This is a genomic window from Paractinoplanes bogorensis (genome assembly GCF_018829635.1).
GTDB classification, from domain to species: Bacteria; Actinomycetota; Actinomycetes; order Mycobacteriales; family Micromonosporaceae; genus Actinoplanes; species Actinoplanes bogorensis.
Map to the genome: position 1 here is coordinate 222351 of NZ_JAHKKG010000007.1, position 21701 is coordinate 244051.

Below are 21701 nucleotides of genomic sequence, written 5' to 3' on the forward strand. Positions count from 1 at the left end.
CTACGTAGGGATCGGTAGTTATACGTACGTGGGCGCGCCCGAAGATAACGAAAAGGTCACGCCGCGGTGAGATAGACCCGGCTTGCCTGTACGCGGGTGCGCACCTGGAGCTTGTCGAAGATGTGCCCGACGTGGACGCCGACCGTCCGCTCGCTGATGAACAGCTGCTCGCCGATCTCGCGGTTGGTCAGGCCCTCGGCCACCGCGGCCAGCACCTCGCGCTCGCGCACGGTCAGCAGGCCCAGCTCGTCGGTCTCGGCCGGACCGGGCGCGGGCATCGGCACGGTCGGCAGGTCGTCGGCCAGGGCCACCCGGTGCCGCTGGGCCACCGAGACGATCTCGTCGGCGAACGGACGGGCGCCCATCGCGGTCGCCGTCGCGTACGCCTCCCGCAATGCCTCGGTCGCCGCGGCCCGCCGCGCCCGGCGTTGCAGACCGGCCTCGGCCTGCCGCAACCTCGAGTACGCGGCCGGGTAGGGCTGGCGGCGCAGGTCCCATGCCTGCGCGGCCCGGGCCCACAGCGTCGGGTCGTGCTGCCCCTCGGCCCGGCTGAGCTCGGCCGCGCACAGGTCGAGATAGGCGTCGATCGTGGCCCGCACCGGCGCCGCCGCGTTGCCGGCCCCGGCCGCCATCCGCTCGACCGCGGTGGTGAGCCGCCGCAACGCGACCGGGTCGACCGGCTGGCCGGCCGCGTGCGCCTCGGCCTCGGCCCGCAGACCGTGCCAGGCCAGCACCCCGATCAGCACCAGGTCGTCGGAGCGGGTCTCGGTGAGCCCGCGCTGCACCGCGGCCCGCGCGTCGGCGTGCCGGGCCTGCCACATCGCCAGCCCGGCCCGCAGCGTCAGCATCGGCAGCACGTGCCGGGCCCCGCCGCCGGCCAACAGGGTGGCCACCGCGTCGAGATCACGGTGGGCGGCGTCGACGTCGCCGAACCCGACCCACAACTGGCAGCGCGAGAGCAGCAGCTCGACCGCGTCGGCGCCGGACGGCCGGTGCCGCATCGCGATGTCGAGCACCGAGTCGGCCTCGGACCACTGCCCGACCCGGAACAGGCCCTTGGCCGCGATCGCCAGCAGACGGGTCTGATAGGTGCGGCCGGCCCCGAGCGAGGCCAGCCGTTCGGCACCGCGGCGGGCGACCAGCACCCCCTCCTCGATGCTGTTCAGCGGCCCGATCAGCAGCTCGGCCAGGTGCAGGTAGGCCACGCCGAGCTCGTCCGGGTGCCCGCTGCGCTCGGCGATCTCGACCGCGTGCCGGATCACGGCCAGACCGGCGTCGGGATCCTCGCGGAACGCCGCGCTGAAACCCAGCGCGGCCGACGCCCGGACCAGGTCGGCCGTGGAGCCGTTGACCTCGGCCATTTCGAGGGCCTCTTGGGCGCGGGCGTTGGCGTCGGCGTAGCGGCCCAGGTGCAGCAGCAACTCGGCCAGGAACGCGGCCGCCGACGCCCGTTGCCGCGGCGAGCAGTCGGGTGCGTCGAGGGCACGGGCGTACTCGGCCTCGGCGTGCGCCGTCCGGCCGGCCGCGGCCAGATAACGCGCGCGGCGAAGGTGCAGGTCGCACCGGTTGGGCGCGTCGGCCCGCAGGGCCAGCTCGTCGAGCCGGGACAGGGCCCGCTGATGCTCGCCGCACTGGTGGGCCGACTCGGCCGCGTGGGCCAGCAGTTCGGTGCGCTCCGGGGCGGCCTCGGTGGTCAGCTCCAACGCCGACGACCAGTAGCGATGCGCCTCGGTGAAACCGTAGAGCTCTTCGGCCGACCGGGCCGCGGCGACCATCGACGGCAGCGCCCGGGCCGGCTCGCCCGCCTGCTGCCAGTGGTGGGCCAGCCGGGCGTGACCGGGCGCGGCCTCACCCTCCTCGAGTGCCTCGGCATACCGCCGGTGCAGGGCCGCGGCCTCGGCCGGCAGCACCTCGGCGGCGAGCACCTCGGCGACCAGGCGGTGCCGCAGCCGGTAACCGTCGGAGTCGCTGGCCACGAACCGGTGCGCGACCGCGGCCCGGACCGCCTCGATCAGCTCGGCCTCGGGCACCGGCACGACCCGGGCCAGCACGGCGTGCTCGACCGGCTCGACGCCGGCCGCGATCGCGTGCACCACGGCGTGCGCCGTCGGGGGCAGCTCGTCGACCCGGGACAGGAAGATCTCACGCAGCGTGTCGGACAGCTCGACCCGGCCGTCGCGCAGGTCACGGGCCAGTTCCTCGGCCACGAACGGGTTGCCGCCGCTGCGCTTGTAGACCCGGTCGGCGTCCTCCGGCTCGACCGTGCCGCCGGCGATCGCGGTCACCAGCTCGACCGTCTGGTCACGGTCGAGCGGGGCGAGGTCGACCACCCGTACGGACCGCAGCCGCCGCAGCTCGGCCAGCACCTTGCGCAGCGGGTGCGCGCCCTGGAGGGCCTCGGCCCGGACGGCGGCCAGCACCGCGATGCGGACGTCACCCAGCCCGGCCAGCAGATAGAGCAGCAGTTGACGGGTACTGCGATCGGCCCACTGCAGATCGTCGAGCACCAGCAGCAGGCGCCGCTCACCGGCCACCTTGTGCAGCTCGCGGGAGACCCGGTCGAGCAGGTCGGCGGCATCGCTGGCCACGGCCGGGCCACTGTGGCCGGAATGCCGCAGGGCCTGCAGCACCGGGTGCAGCGGGGAGGCGTCACCGATGTCGAGGCAGGTGCCGGACAGCACGGAGAAACCTGCGTCGCGCATCGCCCGGGCGGTCTCGCGCAGCAGCCGGCTCTTGCCGACTCCGCTCTCCCCGGTGACGAACACCGCGGAGTTACCACCAGGGCCCGCATCACGCAGGTCGGACAGGACCTGGGTCAGCAGGTCGGCGCGCCCGACCAGCGGCCCGTCCTCCTCCTCGCCGGCCATGGTGGTCACCCTAGTGCCCATCGACCTGGAACCATCTCGGCGGTTCGGTCGGTTCTACGTCACACGAGACGCCGAACGGTTTCTTCTGTCGGAGATACGTCGTTCTGCGGATCCGGTAGTGGACTGCGCCTGACACCGTTCTTCCCGGGGCAAGAACGTGAACTGGGGGAGCGTGAAGACATGACCGCAATCGCTATGGCGGAGCAGGAGCGGCGTCAGACCGTCACCGTCCTCTTCATCGACATCGTGGGCTACACCTCGCTGGTCGACGAACTGGACTGCGCGGAGGTCCGCGCCCTGCAGCGCGACTACTTCGGAACTGTGACCGAGGCGGTCCGCGCGGGCGGCGGAGTGGTGGAGAAATACGTCGGAGACGCGGTGATGGCGGTGTTCGGCACCGGTCCCGCGGGCTTCGGCGCGGAAGCGGCCGCCTCGGCGGTCCGGGTGGGCCTGTCGGCCCAGGAGGCGTTGAGGGGGCAACTCCTGGCCGGCAGGCACGCTGTCCGTACGAGGGTCGGCCTCGCGACCGGCGACGTGATCGTCGACATCGAGGCGGCCCGCGACTTCGGGCACGGCATGATCAGCGGCAGCGTGGTCAACACCGCGTCGCGGCTGCAGTCCTACGCACCGCACGACACCGTGGTGGTGTGCCCGCAGACCCGATCGGCGGCGGGTGACCTGATCGCGTTCCAAGAGCTTCCTCCCGTACGGGTTCCGGGCAAGCCACGCGCACTAGATCTGTACCGGGCCCTGGAGCCCTACCGGGTCGGCGCGGCCAAACGTCATCTGTACGCGGTCCCGGCGGCGGCAGCTTAGGAGCGGCCCCCGACACGGGTACGTCAGCCGTTACCTCTTGATGAGCATCTGGTAGGCAGTCCCGCCTTACGGTGGGACGGTCCCAGTCTGACCGACTAGTGTCGCGCCGGGTTCACGCTTCACAGCCACCTGCCCACGGACGCGGGTCTTCCAGTTGGCTCCACGTGCTGCCACCGGGCCACTCCCGGCGGTGTCGAACTGTGCCGCAAGGGCGGCGAGGTTGAGTGCGGCGTTGCGGTCGCGGTCGATGACCAGGCCGCACGCCTGGCAGCGGTAGGTGCGCTCGTGCAGGGCGAGTTTGGTTTTCACCACGCCGCAGTCCGAGCAGGTTTTCGAAGACGGATACCACCGGTCGGCCACAAGAAGCCGTCCGCCGTTCCACGTGGTCTTGTAGGCCAGCTGCCGACGGATCTCGCCGAAGCCGGCATCGGCAATGTGCCGGGCCAGACGTCGGTTGGCGAGCATACCGGTGACATTGAGATCTTCCACCACAATTGTGCCGTGCTCACGGGTCAGCCTGGTGGTGAGTTTGTGAAGGGCGTCGCGGCGTAGGTTGGCCACTCGGGCATGGGTTCGGCCGAGCCGTACGGCGGCTCGTTGCCATCGGTTCGACGGACGGCGGCCGGTGTGACGGTCTGGGCCGGTCTTGCGTGACAGCGCCCGCCCGAGGACGCGGAGTTGTTTCTGGTTGGCGGCGAGGTGGCGGGGGTTGTCGACGAACTCACCGGTGGACAGCACCGCGAGGTGTTTGATCCCGACGTCGACTCCGACGACCGAGCCCGGTCGGGTCGGGCGCCGTTCGATGCGGTCGATGTCGACGGTGAAGGCGACGTGCCAGCGGCCGCCATCTCGCCTCACGGTCGCGGACAGTATCCGGGCGGTGCCGGCTTCGAGACGGCGGGCCATTTTGCGGGCGGACTCGTGCAGTTTCAGCCGGCCCAGCCGCGGGAGCACGACGTGCATCCGGTCGGGCTCGACCCGGATCGCCCCAGTGGTGAAACGAATGCTGGGGGTAGTGCGGTGCCGGGATTTGAACCGCGGAAACCCGACTGTACGGCCGGCGCGCTCGCCCGATCGGGAGTCGGACCAGTTCTTCAGAGCGCGGGCGAGAGCGTCGAGGCCGGTGTTGAACGCTTCTTTGGACACCTCATTCCACCAAGGCGCGACGGTAGGCTTCGCGACATTCCACGCCCTCCGTAATGCCGGCAGGGTCCAACCGATCGACAGGGTGAGCGCCTCGTCCGTCAGGCCGTAAGACCGTTCCGCAGTCCGCTGATTGAGCACTGTCTTGACCTGGGCCAGCGCCCAGTTGTGAGCGAACCGGGCCGCCCCGGCGTGCGCCATCACCGCCCGGGTTTGGGAACCGGTGAGATCAAGTGCGAACCGGTACGCCTGCCTCACCCGCACATCCGCACCCCCTCCCACAACCGGGTCATGAGTATCGCGTCGCGGTACGACAGTTTCCCGCCGCTCGCGCGGGCCGACTACCAGAAGACGCTCACGAGCGCTTCTGTTTATGTGACCGCGAGTCGGCAATACCCGTCAGAAGCGTGTCGTAGCTCACCGGCCGTAGCTTTTGCCCGTATCATCCCGTTCAGTTGTGGGCCCACCCGGCTCGGCGAACGAGAAGTGTCGGAGGCTCCCGGTAGGCTCGCCGCGTTCTGACCACCACCTGGGCCGATCGGGAGTGCCACCTCGTGACCGCGGAAATCCTGTACGGGGCTGATGACCTCACGCACCTGGAAGGACTGGACGCCGTCCGGAAACGCCCGGGCATGTACATCGGCTCCACCGACAGCCGGGGCATCAACCACCTCGCCAACGAGATCATCGACAACTGCACCGACGAAGGCGTCGGCGGCCACGCCACCCAGGTCGCCGTCATCCTCCACCCCGACGGTTCGGTGCAGGTCGACGACGACGGCCGGGGCATCCCGACCGCCATCAACACCAAGTCCGGCCTCAACGGTGTCGAGCTCGTCCTCACCCGCCTGCACGCCGGCGGCAAGTTCGGCGGCTCCGGCTACAAGACCTCCGGCGGCCTGCACGGCGTCGGCGCCTCGGCCGTCAACGCGCTCGCCCTCCGCTTCGACGTCACCGTCAAGCGCGACGGCAAGGTCCACGAGATCTCGTTCCAGCGCGGCGTCCCCGGCACGTTCGACGGCCCCGGCCCGCAGGCCCGCTTCCATCCCGAGTCCGGGCTGCGCGTCGCCCGCAAGATGAAGCGCGGCGAGCCCGGCGGCACGTCCATCCGCTACTGGTACGACGAGCGCTACTTCGAGACCGGCGCCCGCCTCGACGTCGACGCCGTCCGCACCAAGCTGCGCAACACCGCGTTCCTCGTCCCCGGCGTGCTCTACTCGCTGCGCGACGCGACCGCCGAAGAGACCACGAACGAGACCTTCCACTTCCCGCAGGGCCTGACCGACATGGTCGAGTTCCTCACCCACGCCGGCGACAAGCCGGTCTCGGGCGTCCTCATGGTCACCGGCGAGGGCACGTACAAGGAAAACGCCGCCGACGAGAACGGCGTGATGCAGTCCAACGTCGAACGCCGGGCCGAGGTCGAGATCGCGTTCCGCTGGGGCACCGGCTACGAACGCACCATCGAGTGCTTCACCAACACGATCCGCAACACCCACGGCGGCACACACCGAAAGGGCTTCGAGCGCGCCCTCGTACGCTCCCTGACCGAGGCCATCCGCAACACGCGCGGCCTGCTCAAGCCCAAAGAGGACCCGCCCGTCCTCGACGACCTGCTCGAGGGCATGACCGCGGTCATCCACGTGCGCATCCCCGAGCCCCAGTTCACCTCGCAGACCAAGGACGAACTGTCCACGGCCGGCATCACCCGGGTGCTCCAGGGCCTGGTCGAGAAGTTCGTCAAGGAGTGGATCGACGGCCGCAAGACCAAGGCCGAGGCCCGCACGGTGCTGCAAAAGGTGGTCGACGCGGCTCGCGTCCGGCTGACCCAGAAGCAGCAGAAAGACGCGGCCCGCCGCAAGACCGCCCTCGAGGGCGCGTCGATGCCCCCCAAGCTGGTCGACTGCCGCGCCACCGGCATCGCAAGATCAGAACTGTACATCGTGGAGGGCGACTCGGCCCTCGGAACCGCGCGAATGGCGCGAAGCTCCGAATATCAGGCGCTTCTGCCCATCCGCGGCAAGATCCTCAACGTGCAGAAGGCGTCGCTGCAGCAGGTGCTCGACAACAACGAGTGCTCGGCCATCGTGCAGGTGCTCGGGGCCGGTTCGGGCCGCACCTTCGACCTGCCCGCCATGCGCTACGGCCGCGTCATGATCATGGCGGACGCCGACGTCGACGGCTCCCACATCCGCACGCTGCTGATCACCCTGTTCGCCAAGTACATGCGCCCGGTGATCGAGCAGGGCCGGCTGTTCGCCGCCATGCCGCCGCTGCACAAGGTGGTCACCAAGGGCCGCAACTCGGAGACCATCTTCACGTACACCCAGCAGGAGATGGAGTCGACCGTCGCCCGCTTCGAACGCGGCGGCACCCAGGTGCAGAAGCCGGTGCCCCGGTTCAAGGGTCTCGGCGAGATGGACGCCGACGAGTTGTGGGACACCACGATGAACCCGGCGACCCGCACGGTCCGCCGCATCACGCTCGACGACGCCGAACGCGCCGAGGCCACCCTCGAGCTGCTGATGGGCGAACGGGTCGAGCCGCGGAAGAACTGGCTGATCGAGGCGGCGGGCCGCATCGACCAAGAGACGATCGACGCCTGAGAGGTCTTGATGGCACGCCGCAAGAACACTGACAACCGCGTCGATCTGTCCGCCTTCGACCAGGCGGGCGCCCGCGTCATCGACAACCCGCTCACGACCGAGGTCGAAGACTCCTACCTGGAGTACGCCTATTCGGTCATCCACTCGCGCGCTCTGCCCGACGCCCGCGACGGCTTGAAGCCGGTCCACCGCCGCATCCTGTGGTCGATGTCGGAGCAGAATCATCGGCCCGACCGCCCCTACGTGAAGTCGGCCCGCGTCGTCGGCGACGTGATGGGTAAGTACCACCCGCACGGTGACCTGGCCATCTACGACGCCCTGGTCCGCCTGGCGCAGGACTTCTCGCTCAACGCGCCGCTGATCGACGGGCATGGCAACTTCGGCTCGCCCGACGACGGACCGGCCGCCTCGCGGTACACCGAGGCGCGGATGTCGCGTGAGGCGATGCTGCTGGTCGGCGAGCTGGGCGAGGGCACGGTCGACTTCAAGCCGACCTACGACGGCTCCGAGATCGAGCCCAAGGTTCTGCCCGCGGCGTTCCCCAACCTGCTGGTCAACGGCACCTCGGGCATCGCGGTCGGTATGGCCACCAACATGATTCCGCACAACCTCGGTGAGGTGGTGGCGGCCGCCCGTCATCTGATCACCAACCCCGAGGCCGATCTCGACGCGCTGATGCGGTTCGTGCCGGGGCCCGACCTGCCGACCGGTGGACAGCTGCTCGGGCTGGACGAGGTGCGGCGGGCCTACGAGACCGGGCGCGGCGTGGTGCGGATGCGGGCCCGCGCGCAGACCGGGCCGCTCGAGGGTGGGCGGGGCCGGCAGGCCATCACGGTCACCGAACTGCCCTACGGGGTCGGCACCGAGAAGATCATCGAGGCCATCACCGACGAGGTGAAGGGCAAGCTGATCGTGTCGGGGCCGAAGCGCGGGCAGCGGCAGGCGGCCCGGCTGCAGGGCATCGCCGACGTGAAGGACCTGACCGACCGCGAGCACGGTACCCGGCTGGTGATCGAGTGCAAGGTCGGCGTCAATCCGCAGGCGTTGCTGGCCGATCTCTACCGGTTGACGCCGCTGGAGAGCTCGTTCGGCATCAACAACCTGGTGCTGGTCGAGGGCCAGCCGCAGACGCTGGGCCTCAAGGCTCTGCTCGAGGTGTTCGTCCAGCATCGCTACGAGGTGGTGACCCGGCGCACCGAGTTCCGCCGCAAGAAGCGGCAGGACCGTCTGCACCTGGTCGACGGTCTGCTCATCGCGCTGATCGACATCGACCGGGTGGTCGCGATCATCCGGGGCAGCGACGACGCGGCCGCGGCCAAGGCGTCCCTGATGTCGGAGTTCAGCCTCAGTGACATTCAGGCCACCTACATCCTCGACACTCCGCTGCGGCGGCTCACCCGGTTCGACCGGATCGAGCTGGAGACCGAGCAGGAGCGGTTGAACGCCGAGATCGCCGAGCTGAGCCGGATCCTCGACAACTTCGACGTGCTGCAGCAGCTGGTGTCGGACGAACTGGCCGCGGTGGCGTCGGAGTTCGGCGGCCCGCGACGCACCACGCTGATCGACGGTGACCTCAAGGAGGTGCTGGCCGCGTCGGCGCCGGCCGGGCCGCTCGAGGTGGCCGACGACCCGTGCCAGGTGATCCTGTCGGCGACCGGTCTGATCGCGCGGACGGCGGCCGAGAGCGAGGAGGCCACCGAGGCGCGGCGCCGGTCGGGCCGGGTCAAGCACGACGCCGTACGCGCGGTGGTGCACTCGACCGCACGCGGCCGGCTGCTGCTGATCACCAACCGGGGCCGGGCCTTCAAGACCGACGTGCTGCCGTTGCCGGTGCTGCCCGAGCAGTCGGGCACGGTGTCGGTGCGGGGTGGCATGTCCGCGTCCGAGCTGGTGCCGCTCGAGAAGGGGGAGAAGGTCGTCGGCCTGGCCCCCCTGTCGGCGGCCGGTTCGCCGGGCATCGCCATCGGCACCCGGCAGGGCGTGATCAAGGTGTGCGCGCCCGAGTGGCCGGTGCGGTCGGACGAGTTCGAGGTGATCACGCTCAAGGACGGCGACGAGGTGCTGCAGGCGACGTGGCTGACCGACGGGTCGGAGTCGCTGGTGTTCGTCACGTCCGACGCTTCGCTGCTGCGGTTCCCGGCCAAGACGGTGCGGCCGCAGGGTCTCAAGGGTGGCGGCATGGCCGGGGTCAACCTGACCGCCGAGGCCGAGGTGGTGTCGTTCAACGTCGTGCTGACGGCCGACAACGATCACGGCGAGCCGATGGTCGTAACGTCGACCGGCACGCAGGTCAAGGTGTCGCCGTTCGCGTCCTACCCGGCCAAGGGCAGGGCGACCGGTGGCGTACGGGCGCAGCGGTTCCTCAAGGGCGAGACGCGTCTGACGGTGGCCTGGGTCGGGCCGCGGCCGGTCGGGTCGAGCAGCACCGGCGATCCGATCGATCTGCCCGATCAGGACGCGCGCCGCGACGGCTCGGGCGAGGCCGTGATCATGGGCCCGCAGATCATCGGCCACCTGATCGAGCGGGGCTGAAAGAGCGCGGCTGAAAGAGCGCGGCTAACGCGGCTTGTCGGGCCCGAGGTCGAGGATCCGGACGATCTCCAGGGCCCGGTTGACGGCGAGCTGGACGGCTTCGGGCTCGGTGGCGTTGATGTTCGCGTCGATAGTGAACAGTTCGTCACCTCGTACGGTGAAAGCGGGAATCTCCCCGGTGAGGAAGGCGCGGCGCAGCTGCGGGTTCTCGAGCCGGGGGGAGTCGCCGACGGTGACGAACGGGAGCCGCATGGCCATCGGCGGTTGCCGGTGGGGCAGGCGCACGATCACGAAGACGCCGGTGCCCGTGCCGGCCAGGCTGGCCCCGGAGAAGGCTCCGCCGTCCCATTCGACCTCACCGGTGGTGACCGGTAGTCCGTCGACGACGCCCTGCAACGCGAACGAGACCTGACTACTGCCGGTGACGTGCAGGCCGGTCCAGGCCCACTCGCGGTAGTCCACGTCGATCCGGGTCCAGCCGTTGCGGGCGGCCCAGCGGGTCATCGACCGGTGACCCATCAGGCGCGAGACGTTGTAGGCCCAATAGGCGAGCAGGCCCAGCCCGAACAGCGCCGCGCAGCCCAGCAGGTTGCGGGCGCTGAAGCCGAGCACGATCAGCAGGGCACCGGCGATCAGTGACCAGGTCGCTTTCCACCAGATGCGCATCGACAAACATGGTAGGAGAAGCGGTCACGGCAGCAGGTCGAGGTGCCGCGCGACGGATCGGGCGCGCACGACGGCCCGCTCGACCGTGGCCGGGCGGACGGCGCCGGCCTCCACGGTGAACAACTCGTCGGCGCGCAACGTCCAGGGCGGGATCTCCCCGGCTCGGAACGCCTCGCGCAACCCGGGCCGGGCCAGTTCGGGAGCGTCGCCGACGACGATGTCGGGCAGGCGCATCGCCATGCCGGGATGCGGTTCGGGCAGGTTGAGCACCACGAAGAGGCCGTGTCCGTCGCGCCCGGCCACCGCCCCGGTCAACGCGCCACCCGACCAGCGCACCTCGCCGAACGTGACGCCGGGCCGCTTCCAGGCGCGGCCGGGTTCGACCCGCCCGCTGAGCGCCAGGCCGTCCCACGGCCACGGCCGGCTCGACGCGGCGACCGCCGTCCAGCCGTTCGCACGGGCCCAGCGGCCCAGCCCGAAGCGTCGCCGCACCGGCGCGATCAGCACCGTCACCAGCGCTCCGAGGAGCACGGCGATCGCGCCGGCCAGGCCGGGAACCGGGTGCCAGGTGCCGAGGACGCCAAAGCCGATCAGGCCGATCAGCAGGACGAGCCCGAGCACCGGGCTCACGGCATGCGCCGGCGTCCGGCGAATCCGAGGTCGGCCCGGTGGTACCAGTTCAGGCCGGTCTCGCCCTCGAGCCAGCACAGGTCGACGTCGACGCCCTCGATCTCGGACGGGAAGTCGACCAGCAGCGGCGCCAGGCTCTTGAGCACGGCGCCGGTCTGCTGCACCACGGTCATCAGGTCGTCGAGCCGCGCCGAGGCGGCCTTCCACTCCGGCATGCCGCCCAGCGGCGTCGGCGGACCCCCGGCCCCGATGACCGCTCCGAGTTCGGCCGCGTCAGCACGCAGCGCAACGATTTCGTCCAACACGGGCCGTAGCCGCTCGAGCTCTTCCCGCGCCTCGCTCACCGTGAATAGCCCCATGACAAGAGACTGCCAGCCTTCGGCCCAAGATCCCACTACAGCTAGGTGATTTCTTTCCCGTACGAAGGGCAGGAGCGCGCCCGTACGAAGGGCAGGAGCGCGCCCGTACGAGCTCACGAGCCGTCGACGATTCCGTAGCGCGCCATCACCGCGGCCCGCCGGGTCTGGTTGACCGCGCGCACCCGCCGGCCCACGACCAGACCGTCGGCCAGCGCCCACACCCCGAGCCCGCCCAGCGTGAACAGCATGGCGATCGAGCGCCCGGTGTCGCCCAGGTAGAACCGGTGGCCCCCGATGAGGCCGGTCAGGGCCCAGAGCGTGTACGCGACCCGGGCGTCCTTGCGGACGGCGGCGAACTCGAACTCGGCGCGCTGCGCCCGGTAGCGGAGATCGTCCGACGGGTCGGTCACGAGCGTCAACGTTAGTCGGCGCGAGGGATGATGGGAGCGTGGACCTTCAGGTGGTGGAGCAGGTGGCCGAGCTCGGCGCGTGGGTGGCCGAGGGCGGCGTGGTGGTGCTGAGCGGCGCCGGCCTGTCGACCGATTCCGGCATTCCGGACTATCGCGGCCCGTCCGGGTCGGCCCGGCGCAGCACCCCGATGACCTACCAGACCTTCACCCGCGATCCGATCGCCCGCCGGCGCTACTGGGCCCGCTCCCATCTCGGGTGGCGCACGATCGGCGAGGCCCGGCCCAACGACGGCCACCGCGCCGTGGCCACCCTGCAGCGGGCCGGCCTGGTCGACGGGATCATCACGCAGAACGTGGACGGCCTGCACCAGGCGGCGGGCGCCGCCGACGTCGTCGAGCTGCACGGCAATCTGGCCCGCATCACCTGTCTGGCCTGCGGTGACCTGACCCCGCGGGAACGGCTGGCCGAGCGGCTGGACGCCGCCAACCCGGCCTTCGAGGCCTCGGCGCTGGCGATCAACGCCGACGGCGACGCCGAGCTCGACGACACCGAGCTGGACGGGTTCCGGGTGGTCGACTGCCTGGGCTGCGGCGGGATGCTCAAGCCGGACGTCGTCTACTTCGGCGAGACCGTGCCGCCGGGCCGGGTCGAGCGCAGCTTCGCGCTCGTGGCCGGGGCGCGGACGCTGCTCGTGCTCGGATCGTCCCTGACCGTGATGTCGGGCCGGCGCTTCGTGCTGCGCGCGGCCAAGGACGGGATCCGGGTCGCGATCGTCAACCGGGGCGTGACGCGCGGCGAACCGTACGCAGGGCTCACCGTCGATGCCCCATTGGGCATTGTTCTGCCCAACCTCGTCGATGCGACGGCTGTCGTTTCGCCCGTAAAAACAGGCGTTTGACCAGGCGTTAACGAAGGTCCCGCCGGGTGGTTACGGTACTGAAACCTAAATAATTCAATGGCCCCGTTGACGTGATGGGCCTCACTGGCGTTAACTGCCGAAACCGCTTCCGAAACCGGTTCCGAAATCCCGGCGCAACGAAGCGGTGACACGCCAGGTGGACTCACGGAGGACCAGTGCCAATCACCATCGCCGATGTGGCGGCCCGGGCCAAGGTCAGCAAGACGACCGTGTCCCGCGTGCTCAACGGCAAGGGTGAGCTGGACGAATCGACCGCCGCGCGGGTCCGTGCGGTGATCGACGAGCTGGGTTACGTGCCGAGCTCACGGGCCGTCGGACTGGCCCGCGGGCGGACCCGGGTCGTCGGCATGCTCGTGCCCTCGCTGACCTGGCCGTGGATCGGCGAGGTGATCCAGGGTGCGGTCGATGTGCTCGAGACCGAGCGCTACGGCCTGCTGCTGTTCACCTGCAACCGCGGCGAGGAGTCGATGCGCCAGTTCGGCGCGCAGGTGTCCGCCAAGTCGTTCGACGGCCTGCTGGTCATCGAGCCCGAGGGCACCCTCGACTACATCGCCACGCTGCATCGCCGGGGCCTGCCGGTCGTGCTCATCGACGATCGCGACCAGACCTCGGGCGAGATCCCCAGTGTCGGCACGACCAACCACGACGGCGCCGGCTCGGCCGCGCGGCATCTGCTCGAGATCGGGCGTACGAAGCCGCTGGTGATCGCCGGACCGGAGCAGTTCGGCTGCACGCGTCAGCGTCTGGCCGGTTTCGCCTCGGTGTTCGCCGAGGCGGGGCACCCGATCACCGCCGAACGGCGACTGCCGGGTGACTTCACGGTGGCCCGTGGCTCGGCCGGCGTTCAGGCCGCGCTCGAGTCCGGGGTGGAGTTCGACGCGGTGTTCGCCCACAACGACCTGTCCGCGATCGGCGCGATGCAGGCGCTGCTCGACGCCGGCCGCCGCATCCCGCAGGACGTGGCGGTGGTGGGTTTCGACGACATACCGACCGCGGCGCACACCCAGCCGCCGCTGACGACCGTGCACCAACCGCTGCGCGAGATGGGTGAGGCAGCGGCGCGGACGCTGCTCGCCCACTTCGAGGGCACACCCCTGCCCAACCGTCCGACCGTGATCCCCACGTCCCTCAACACCCGACCCTCCACATTGGCTTAGCCAGATAACAACGATCTCGGGGCCGGCCACGTGCCGGTGCCGCGATGGTGCACGCCCCAAATGGAACGTCAACGCCGACGGCAGCAACAGCTACCGGCACGACGGCCGTTTGCTCACCCCGATTCCGTCACATTCGAGGAGTTTTGTGATGCAGAGAAGGAAACTGTTCGCGGTTGCCCTGGCGAGTGCGCTCGCCACGGGTGGACTCGCCGCGTGCGGCGACTCGCCCAACGCCGACAACGCGAACAACGCCAACAAGGCGTCGGTGGACTTCCTCAAGATCGGCATGCCGAACGGCACGCAGACCGAGAACCACAACCCGTTCGCCGGCACCTCCTCGGCGAACGCGCTCGGGTACAAGTGGATGATCTACGAGCCGCTGACCCAGTGGAACCCGGTGCGCCCGGCCGAGCCCGCCGTCCCGTGGCTGGCCAGCGGGGTCAAGTGGGCCGACGACTACAAGTCGGCCGAGGTCACGGTCCGCGACAACGCCACCTGGTCGGACGGTCAGAAGCTCACCGCCGAGGACGTCGCCTACACGTTCACGCTGCTCAAGAGCAACGAGGCGCTCAACCAGAACGCCATCCCGTTCGACCAGATCACGGTGGCCGGCAACGTCGTGAAGGTCACCTTCAAGACGCCGCAGTTCGTCAACCAGAACAAGATCATGGCGAGCACCCCGATCGTGCCCAAGCACATCTGGGAGAAGATCTCGGACCCGGCGACGGACGTCAACAAGACCCCGGTCGGCTCGGGCCCGTACACGCTGAAGTCCTTCACCCAGGCCGGCGTCACGCTGTCGGTGCGCACCGAGGGCTACTGGGGAACGGTGCCGCAGGTCAAGGAGCTGCGGTACGTCTCCTACGCCGACAACAACGCCCAGGGCACCGCGCTGGCCAACGGCGACTCGGAGTGGTCGTTCGTCTTCCTGCCGAACCCGCAGGCGACCTTCGTCGCCAAGGACCCGGAGCACCACAAGGTGTGGGCGCCCGGCGTGCTCGGCATCCACGGTCTCTACATCAACACCACGATCAAGCCGTTCGACGACGTGAAGCTGCGTCAGGCCATGAACATGGTGATCAACCGGACCGACATCTTCACCCAGGCCGAGGCGTCGTACTTCCACCCGGAGATCAAGAGCGTGACCGGCCTGCCGCCGGGCGCCGGTGACGCGTTCATCGCTCCGGAGTACAAGGGCAAGGAGTTCTCGAACGACGTCGAGGGCGCCAAGGCTCTGCTGGCCAGCGCCGGCTACAAGCTCAACGGCAAGGTGCTGAGCGACCCGTCCGGCAAGCCGGTCAAGATCAAGCTCAGCGACCCGGCGCCGTGGTCGGACTACCAGACCACGCTCGAGATCATCAAGAGCAACTTCGCCGAGATCGGCATCGACGCGACGGTCGAGAAGCCCAACCAGGACGTCTGGGACAAGAACGTGCAGACCGGCGCGTTCGAGGCCTCGATGCGGTGGACGAACGGTGGCGCGACGCCGTACGACATCTACCAGACCGTGATGGACGGCGACATGCTCAAGCCGATCGGCACCGCCGCTCAGCAGGGCAACTTCGGCCGCTTCAAGAGCCCTGAGGCGACCGCCGCGCTCAAGGCCTACGCCAACGCCACCAGCGACGAGGCCCGCACCACGGCGATGAACTCGATCCAGAAGATCTTCGTCGAGCAGGCCCCGATGTTCCCGGTCGGTGCCGACAACGTGGGCGCCGCCTACAGCGACAAGAACTGGACCGGCTGGCCGACCGACGCCGACCCGTACTCGGGTGCGCAGCCGACCCAGCCGTACGTGTCGCTGATCATCGGCAAGCTCAAGCCCGCCAACTCCTGATCGCCCGTGCCGCTCCCCGTGCCGTCCAGGCGCGGGGAGCGGCATTCCGCCGCCCCCGCAAAGGAATCACGCCCATGACGTCGACTCAGGACGCCAAGGTGCAGACCGGCGAAGTGGTGCTTGAGGCTGTCGGCCTGACCAAGCATTTTCCCGTACGCCGCAAACTGCGCCAATTTTTCACGAGGGAGCAGAACGCGGTTCACGCCGTCGACGACGTGAACCTGACTCTGCGCCGCGGCCAGGTGGTCGCACTGGTCGGCGAGTCCGGCTCCGGTAAGTCCACGGTGGCCCGCCTGCTCGCCCAGCTCTATCCGCGTACCGACGGCGACATCCGGCTGCACGGCGAATCGACCCGGGTCAAGGGCGGGGGCGCGTTCCGGGCGTACGCGGCACGAGTTCAGATGATCTTTCAGGATCCGTTCGCGTCGCTGAACCCGGTGCACACGATCCGCTATCACCTGACCCGGTCGTTGAAGATCCACCACAACGCCGGGAAGACCGACGAGGACCTCGAGATCGCGCTGCGCGACCTGCTCACCCGGGTCAGCCTCACGCCGCCCGAGCGGTACCTCGACAAGTTCCCGCACGAGCTCTCCGGCGGCCAGCGGCAGCGCGTCGCGATCGCCCGCGCGCTCGGCGCCCAGCCCGAGGCCCTGCTGGCCGACGAGCCGGTGTCCATGCTGGACGTCTCCATCCGCCTCGGCGTGCTCAACCTGCTGCGCGACCTCAAGGAGCGCCTCAACCTGGCGATCCTCTACATCACCCACGACATCGCGTCGGCGCGCTACTTCGCCGACGAGACGCTGGTGATGTACGCGGGCCGGATGGTCGAGGGCGGCGACAGCGAGACCGTCACCCAGTCGCCCGCGCACCCGTACACCCGCCTGCTGATCGACTCGGCGCCCGACCCGGACCGGCTGGCCGGCGACGTGAACCCGCTGGACGAGGACCGGGGCAACGGCGAGCCGCCGAGCCTGATCCGCCCGCCGTCCGGCTGCCGGTTCCACCCGCGCTGCCCGGCCGCCATGGCCCGCTGCGAGACCGACCTGCCCGTACGCCTCGAGATCGGCGACAAGCCCGGCCACTGGGCCGCCTGCTGGCTGTATGACGAAGCCACGGTGAAAGAAGCCGCGAAATGAAGTATTTCCTCCAGCGCATCGCGTTCTACCTGTTCACCGCATGGGCCGCGATCACCCTCAACTTCTTCATCCCGCGCATGGTGCCGGGCGACCCGGTGCAGTCGCTGATCTCCAAGTTCCGCGGCCAGATGAGCACCGAGGCGATCAACTCGCTGTACGTGCTGTTCGGCCTCGACGACAACAAGGGTCTGTGGACGCAGTACGTGGACTACTGGAAGCAGCTGTTCCAGGGTGACCTCGGCCTGTCGTTCACGTTCTTCCCGTCGCCGGTCTCGGAGATCATCGGCGACGCGCTGCCGTGGACGGTGACGCTGGTCGGCATCACCACGGTGATCAGCTTCCTGATCGGCACCAGCCTCGGCGTGCTGGCCGGCTGGCGGCGCGGCTCGTGGACCGACGGCCTGCTGCCGGTCACCACGTTCTTCTCGTCGGTGCCGTACTTCTGGCTCGGCATCATCGCGATCTACCTGCTGACCGGCCCGGACAGCTTCTTCCCGAGCTCCGGCGGCTTCGACTCGGCGCTGGTGCCGGCCTGGGACCAGTACTTCATCCCGAGCGCCCTGCAGCACAGCCTGCTGCCCGCGCTGACCATCCTGATCTCGTCGGTGAGCGGCTGGATCCTGAGCATGCGCAACATGATGGTGACGGTCTCGAGCGAGGACTACATCACCGTCGCGCACGCCAAGGGCCTGTCCGAGCGGCGGGTGGCGGTGAGCTACGCGGCCCGCAACGCGCTGCTGCCCAACATCTCCGGCTTCGCGTTGTCACTCGGCTTCATTGTCGGCGGCACGCTGCTGGTCGAGATCGTGTTCTCCTACCCCGGCCTCGGGTTCATCCTGCTGCAGGCGCTGGGCGCCAAGGACTACCCGCTGATGCAGGGCATCTTCCTGGTCATCACGATCTCGGTGCTGGTCGCCAACCTGCTGGCCGACCTGGCCTACCTGCTCCTCGACCCGCGTACCCGCAAGGAGGGCTGAGCGATGACGATTCCCACCTCGAGCACCGCCCAGGTCATCCCCGGCCAGGGGGCCATGGCCACGCCGGAGAACGCCAAGCCGGGCAAGAAGGCCAAACGGCAGCGCTTCCTGTTCCTCAAGAACAAGAAGGCGGCCGTCGGTCTGGTCGTCCTGTTCTTCTACATCCTCTTCGGGATCATCGGGCCCTGGATCACCCCGTACGACCCCAGCGCGCGCAGCAACGATCTGCTGCAGCCGCCGTCCGGCGACCACTGGTTCGGCACGACCCACCTCGGGCAGGACGTGTTCAGCCAGGTGCTCGACGGCACCCAGAGCGTGGTGTTCGTCGGCTTCCTGGCCGGCACCATCGCCACCGTGCTGTCGGTGATCATCGGCATCACGGCCGGCTACCTGGGCGGCAAGGCCGACGACACGCTGTCCGCACTGTCCAACGTGTTCCTGGTCATCCCGGCCGTCCCGCTGATGATCATCATCACGTCGATCCTGGACAACGCCAGCAACCTGCTGCTCGCCCTGATCATCGGCCTCACGTCATGGTCGTGGAACGCCCGGGTGCTCCGCGCCCAGACGCTCTCGCTGCGGCGGCGCGACTACATCGAGGCGTCCCGGGCCACCGGTGAGAAGACCTGGCGCATCGTCGGCTTCGAACTGCTGCCCAACCTGACCGCGGTCATCGCCTCGGGTTTCATCGGCACGGTCATCTTCGCCGTGCTCTCGCTGATCACCCTGGCCTTCATCGGCATCGTCTCCAACGCCGGCTGGAACTGGGGCACGATCCTGTTCTGGGCGCAGGGCCAGCAGGCGCTCGCCCAGGGCGCGTGGTGGTGGTTCGTGCCGGCCGGTCTGGCCATCGCGTTTCTCGGCACCGCCCTGTCGCTGATCAACTTCGCGATCGACGAGTTCGTCAGCCCCCGCCTGCGCAGCGCGGGCAAGACCAAGCTCAAGACGGCCTCCGGCGGCACCGTACGGATGCGGATCGGCTTCACGCCCGTGCTGTCGAACTCGGCCGAGCCGCACACGCACGCCCGGCCGCTACCCGGTCTCACGCCGGGTGCCGCCACGCCCGTGGTCCGAGAGGCGAAGTGATGGAACCCGTACTCGAAATTCGTAACCTCAACGTCGACTACGGTCTCGGCGACAAGGCCGTGCGCGCGGTCCGCGACGTCAACCTGACCCTGCACCGCGGCGAGGTGCTCGGTCTGGCCGGCGAGAGCGGCTCGGGCAAGTCGACCCTGGCCTACGGGCTGACCCGGCTGCTCGCCCCGCCCGGCGTGATCACCGGTGGCGAGGTCATCTACCACCCCGAGAAGGGCGACCCGTACGACGTCCTGGGCCTGAGCGACCGCGGACTGCGCGAGTTCCGCTGGGCCGAGACGGCGATCGTCTTCCAGGGCGCGATGAACTCGCTCAACCCGGTGCACAAGATCTCGACCCAGCTGACCGACGTGCTCAAGGCCCACGAGCCCAAGATGAGCGAGCACAGCCGCAACGCCCGGGCCCGCGAGATGCTCAAGCTGGTCGGGATCTCGTCCGACCGGATGGACGCCTATCCGCACCAGCTCTCCGGCGGCATGCGGCAGCGCGTCATGATCGGTATGGCGCTGATCCTGCAGCCGCAGGTCGTCATCATGGACGAGCCGACCACCGCCCTCGACGTGGTCATGCAGCGGCAGATCCTGGGCCAGCTGATCGAACTGCGCGAGCGGCTCGGCTTCTCGGTCATCTTCATCACGCACGACCTGTCGCTGCTGGTCGAGTTCTCCAACCGGATCGCCATCATGTACGGCGGCCGGATCGTCGAGGAAGCGCCCGCGGCCACGATCTATCGGGACGCTCTGCACCCGTACTCGAAAGGTCTGCTGAGCTCTTTCCCCGCCCTGCGCGGGCCGCGCCGAGAGCTCGCCGGCATCCCCGGCTCGCCGCCCGACCTGGCCGGCATGCCCACCGGATGCTCGTTCCACCCCCGCTGTCCGAAGGCGTTCGAGCCGTGCTCGACGCACATCCCGGTGCTCGGTCGCCCGGACAGCCCGGACGGAGCCGCACGTTCCGTCGCGTGCTGGCTGCATCCCACGGAGCAACCCGTCGGATGAAACGGGGGCCGCCCGCTTTTCGAAGTGGGCGGCCCTCAAAACCCTTCCAACCACCCCGCCGCCGCCCCTAACCGGACTGAAGGCGGAGCCCCTGGAGAGCCATGAACCCCACCACCACCAAGTTCCCGCTCGCCACCGGCCTGCCGCCCAAGTTCGTCTGGGGCGTCGCCACCGCGTCGTACCAGATCGAGGGCGCGGCGAGCGAGGACGGCCGCACCCCGTCCATCTGGGACACGTTCTCAGCTGTGCCCGGCGCCGTCGTGAACGGCGACAACGGCGACGTGGCGTGCGACCACTACCACCGGATGCCGCAGGACGTGGCGCTGATGAAGAGCCTCGGCGTCGACAGCTACCGGTTCTCGGTGGCCTGGCCGCGGATCCAGCCGCACGGGAGCGGACCGATCAACCCGGCCGGGATGGCCTTCTACGAGCGGCTGGTCGATGAGCTGCTGGAGAACGGCATCGCCCCCTGGGTCACGCTCTATCACTGGGACCTGCCGCAGGAGCTCGAGGACGCGGGCGGCTGGCCCCACCGCGACACCGCCTACCGGTTCGCCGACTACGCGATGATGGTCTTCGACAAGCTGCAGGACCGGGTCGACACGTTCACCACGCTGAACGAGCCGTGGTGCTCGGCCTTCCTCGGCTACAACGTCGGCGTGCACGCGCCCGGCCGCAAGGACTTCGACGCGTCCCTCGCCGCCACCCACCACCTGCTGCTCGGTCACGGCCTGGCCACCCAGCGGATGCGCGCGGCCGAGACCCGCCCGCACACGTACGGGATCACGCTGAACATGGGCACGGCCGACCCGGCCGGCGACACCCAGGCCGACCGGGACGCGGCCCGCCGCGCCGACGGCATGGGCCTGCGGCTCTATCTGGACCCGCTGCGCAAGGGGGAGTACCCGGCCGACATGGTCGAGGACCTGACCGCCCGCGGCTCGGCGATGCCGGTCCAGGACGGCGACCTCGAGATCATCTCGACGCCGTTCGACGTGCTCGGCGTCAACTTCTACTTCGGACAGGACTTCGCCGGCACCGACGCCGAGGGCAGCACGCACGAGGCGAACGGGGACCCGGTGGTGCGCGCGGTGCTGCCCGACACCCCGAAGACGGCGATGGGGTGGCCGATCACCCCCGAGCGCTTCACCCAGCTGCTGGTCCGCCTGCACCACGACTACCCCGGGCTGCCGATGGTGATCACCGAGAACGGTGCCGCCTTCGACGACCAGCCGGACGCCTCGGGCTATGTCGCGGACGACGACCGTACGGAATATCTCTCGACCCACATCGCCGCGGTGGCCGCCGCTCGCGAGCAGGGCGCCGACATCCGCGGGTACTTCGCGTGGTCGCTGCTCGACAACTTCGAGTGGGCCGAGGGTTACGCCAAGCGGTTCGGCATCGTGCACGTCGATTACGAGACCCAGGAGCGCACGCCCAAGCAGAGCGCCCTCTGGTTCCGCGCCTCGATCGCCGGGATGCGCGCGTCCTGATGACTCCGGGTGCGGCTGCGAGCCTGGCGCCGCGGCCGCACCCGGCTCCAATCCACGCC

General features: G+C 69.6%; 17 protein-coding genes. 11 read left to right on the forward strand and 6 right to left on the reverse strand.

Features of this window, described 5'->3' with window-relative positions; genetic code table 11:
- Positions 1-56: 56 nt before the first annotated feature.
- Positions 57-2867 (reverse strand): helix-turn-helix transcriptional regulator, encoded by a 2811-nt coding sequence (locus tag KOI35_RS23485; protein ID WP_215790826.1) that lies wholly within the window; start codon positions 2865-2867, stop codon positions 57-59.
- A 180-nt stretch (positions 2868-3047) separates the two neighbouring features.
- Between KOI35_RS23485 and KOI35_RS23490 the strand changes: the two genes are divergently transcribed.
- The gene (locus KOI35_RS23490) at positions 3048-3683 is read left to right on the forward strand and encodes an adenylate/guanylate cyclase domain-containing protein (protein ID WP_215790062.1); all 636 of its coding nucleotides are present in this window, start codon (positions 3048-3050) and stop codon (positions 3681-3683) included.
- Between the two features lie 66 nt (positions 3684-3749).
- Here the strand turns inward: KOI35_RS23490 and tnpB are convergent, their stop codons facing one another.
- Entirely contained in the window at positions 3750-5084 is a 1335-nt protein-coding gene (gene tnpB / locus KOI35_RS23495; protein ID WP_308121130.1) for an IS607 family element RNA-guided endonuclease TnpB, read from the reverse strand.
- A gap of 296 nt (positions 5085-5380) precedes the next feature.
- Between tnpB and KOI35_RS23500 the strand changes: the two genes are divergently transcribed.
- A complete protein-coding gene (locus KOI35_RS23500; RefSeq protein WP_215790066.1) occupies positions 5381-7432 on the forward strand; it encodes a DNA gyrase/topoisomerase IV subunit B in 2052 nt (683 codons plus the stop codon).
- 9 nt (positions 7433-7441) lie between these two features.
- Entirely contained in the window at positions 7442-9964 is a 2523-nt protein-coding gene (locus KOI35_RS23505; protein WP_215790068.1) for a DNA gyrase/topoisomerase IV subunit A, read from the forward strand.
- Positions 9965-9988: 24 nt separating this feature from the next.
- Here the strand turns inward: KOI35_RS23505 and KOI35_RS23510 are convergent, their stop codons facing one another.
- The 4 genes from KOI35_RS23510 to KOI35_RS23525 form a co-directional block, all read right to left on the reverse strand.
- Positions 9989-10630: a hypothetical protein gene (locus KOI35_RS23510; RefSeq protein ID WP_215790070.1), complete on the reverse strand. Its 642-nt coding sequence runs from the start codon at positions 10628-10630 to the stop codon at positions 9989-9991.
- A 24-nt stretch (positions 10631-10654) separates the two neighbouring features.
- Positions 10655-11251, reverse strand: a complete 597-nt coding sequence (locus KOI35_RS23515; protein ID WP_215790072.1) for a hypothetical protein — start codon at positions 11249-11251, stop codon at positions 10655-10657.
- A 5-nt stretch (positions 11252-11256) separates the two neighbouring features.
- On the reverse strand, positions 11257-11619 hold the full coding sequence (locus KOI35_RS23520; RefSeq protein WP_215790074.1) for a DUF2203 domain-containing protein: 363 nt from the start codon (positions 11617-11619) through the stop codon (positions 11257-11259).
- Between the two features lie 113 nt (positions 11620-11732).
- Positions 11733-12029 carry a TM2 domain-containing protein gene (locus tag KOI35_RS23525; protein ID WP_215790076.1) on the reverse strand — a complete coding sequence of 99 codons (297 nt, stop codon included), beginning with the start codon at positions 12027-12029 and terminating at the stop codon, positions 11733-11735.
- Between the two features lie 38 nt (positions 12030-12067).
- Between KOI35_RS23525 and KOI35_RS23530 the strand changes: the two genes are divergently transcribed.
- From KOI35_RS23530 to KOI35_RS23565, 8 genes are all read left to right on the forward strand, one after another.
- Entirely contained in the window at positions 12068-12928 is an 861-nt protein-coding gene (locus KOI35_RS23530) for an NAD-dependent protein deacetylase (RefSeq protein ID WP_215790079.1), read from the forward strand.
- Positions 12929-13104: 176 nt separating this feature from the next.
- A complete protein-coding gene (locus KOI35_RS23535) occupies positions 13105-14106 on the forward strand; it encodes a LacI family DNA-binding transcriptional regulator (protein ID WP_215790081.1) in 1002 nt (333 codons plus the stop codon).
- A gap of 148 nt (positions 14107-14254) precedes the next feature.
- Entirely contained in the window at positions 14255-15943 is a 1689-nt protein-coding gene (locus KOI35_RS23540; RefSeq protein ID WP_215790082.1) for an ABC transporter substrate-binding protein, read from the forward strand.
- A gap of 74 nt (positions 15944-16017) precedes the next feature.
- Positions 16018-17082, forward strand: a complete 1065-nt coding sequence (locus KOI35_RS23545; RefSeq protein WP_215790084.1) for an ABC transporter ATP-binding protein — start codon at positions 16018-16020, stop codon at positions 17080-17082.
- Positions 17079-18059 carry an ABC transporter permease gene (locus KOI35_RS23550; protein ID WP_215790086.1) on the forward strand — a complete coding sequence of 327 codons (981 nt, stop codon included), beginning with the start codon at positions 17079-17081 and terminating at the stop codon, positions 18057-18059. Before KOI35_RS23545 ends, KOI35_RS23550 begins: the two co-directional genes overlap by 4 nt.
- 3 nt (positions 18060-18062) lie before the next feature.
- The gene (locus KOI35_RS23555) at positions 18063-19145 is read left to right on the forward strand and encodes an ABC transporter permease (protein WP_215790089.1); all 1083 of its coding nucleotides are present in this window, start codon (positions 18063-18065) and stop codon (positions 19143-19145) included.
- The gene (locus KOI35_RS23560) at positions 19145-20149 is read left to right on the forward strand and encodes an ABC transporter ATP-binding protein (protein ID WP_215790091.1); all 1005 of its coding nucleotides are present in this window, start codon (positions 19145-19147) and stop codon (positions 20147-20149) included. Before KOI35_RS23555 ends, KOI35_RS23560 begins: the two co-directional genes overlap by 1 nt.
- A 101-nt stretch (positions 20150-20250) precedes the next feature.
- Entirely contained in the window at positions 20251-21642 is a 1392-nt protein-coding gene (locus KOI35_RS23565; protein ID WP_215790093.1) for a GH1 family beta-glucosidase, read from the forward strand.
- Positions 21643-21701: the final 59 nt, after the last annotated feature.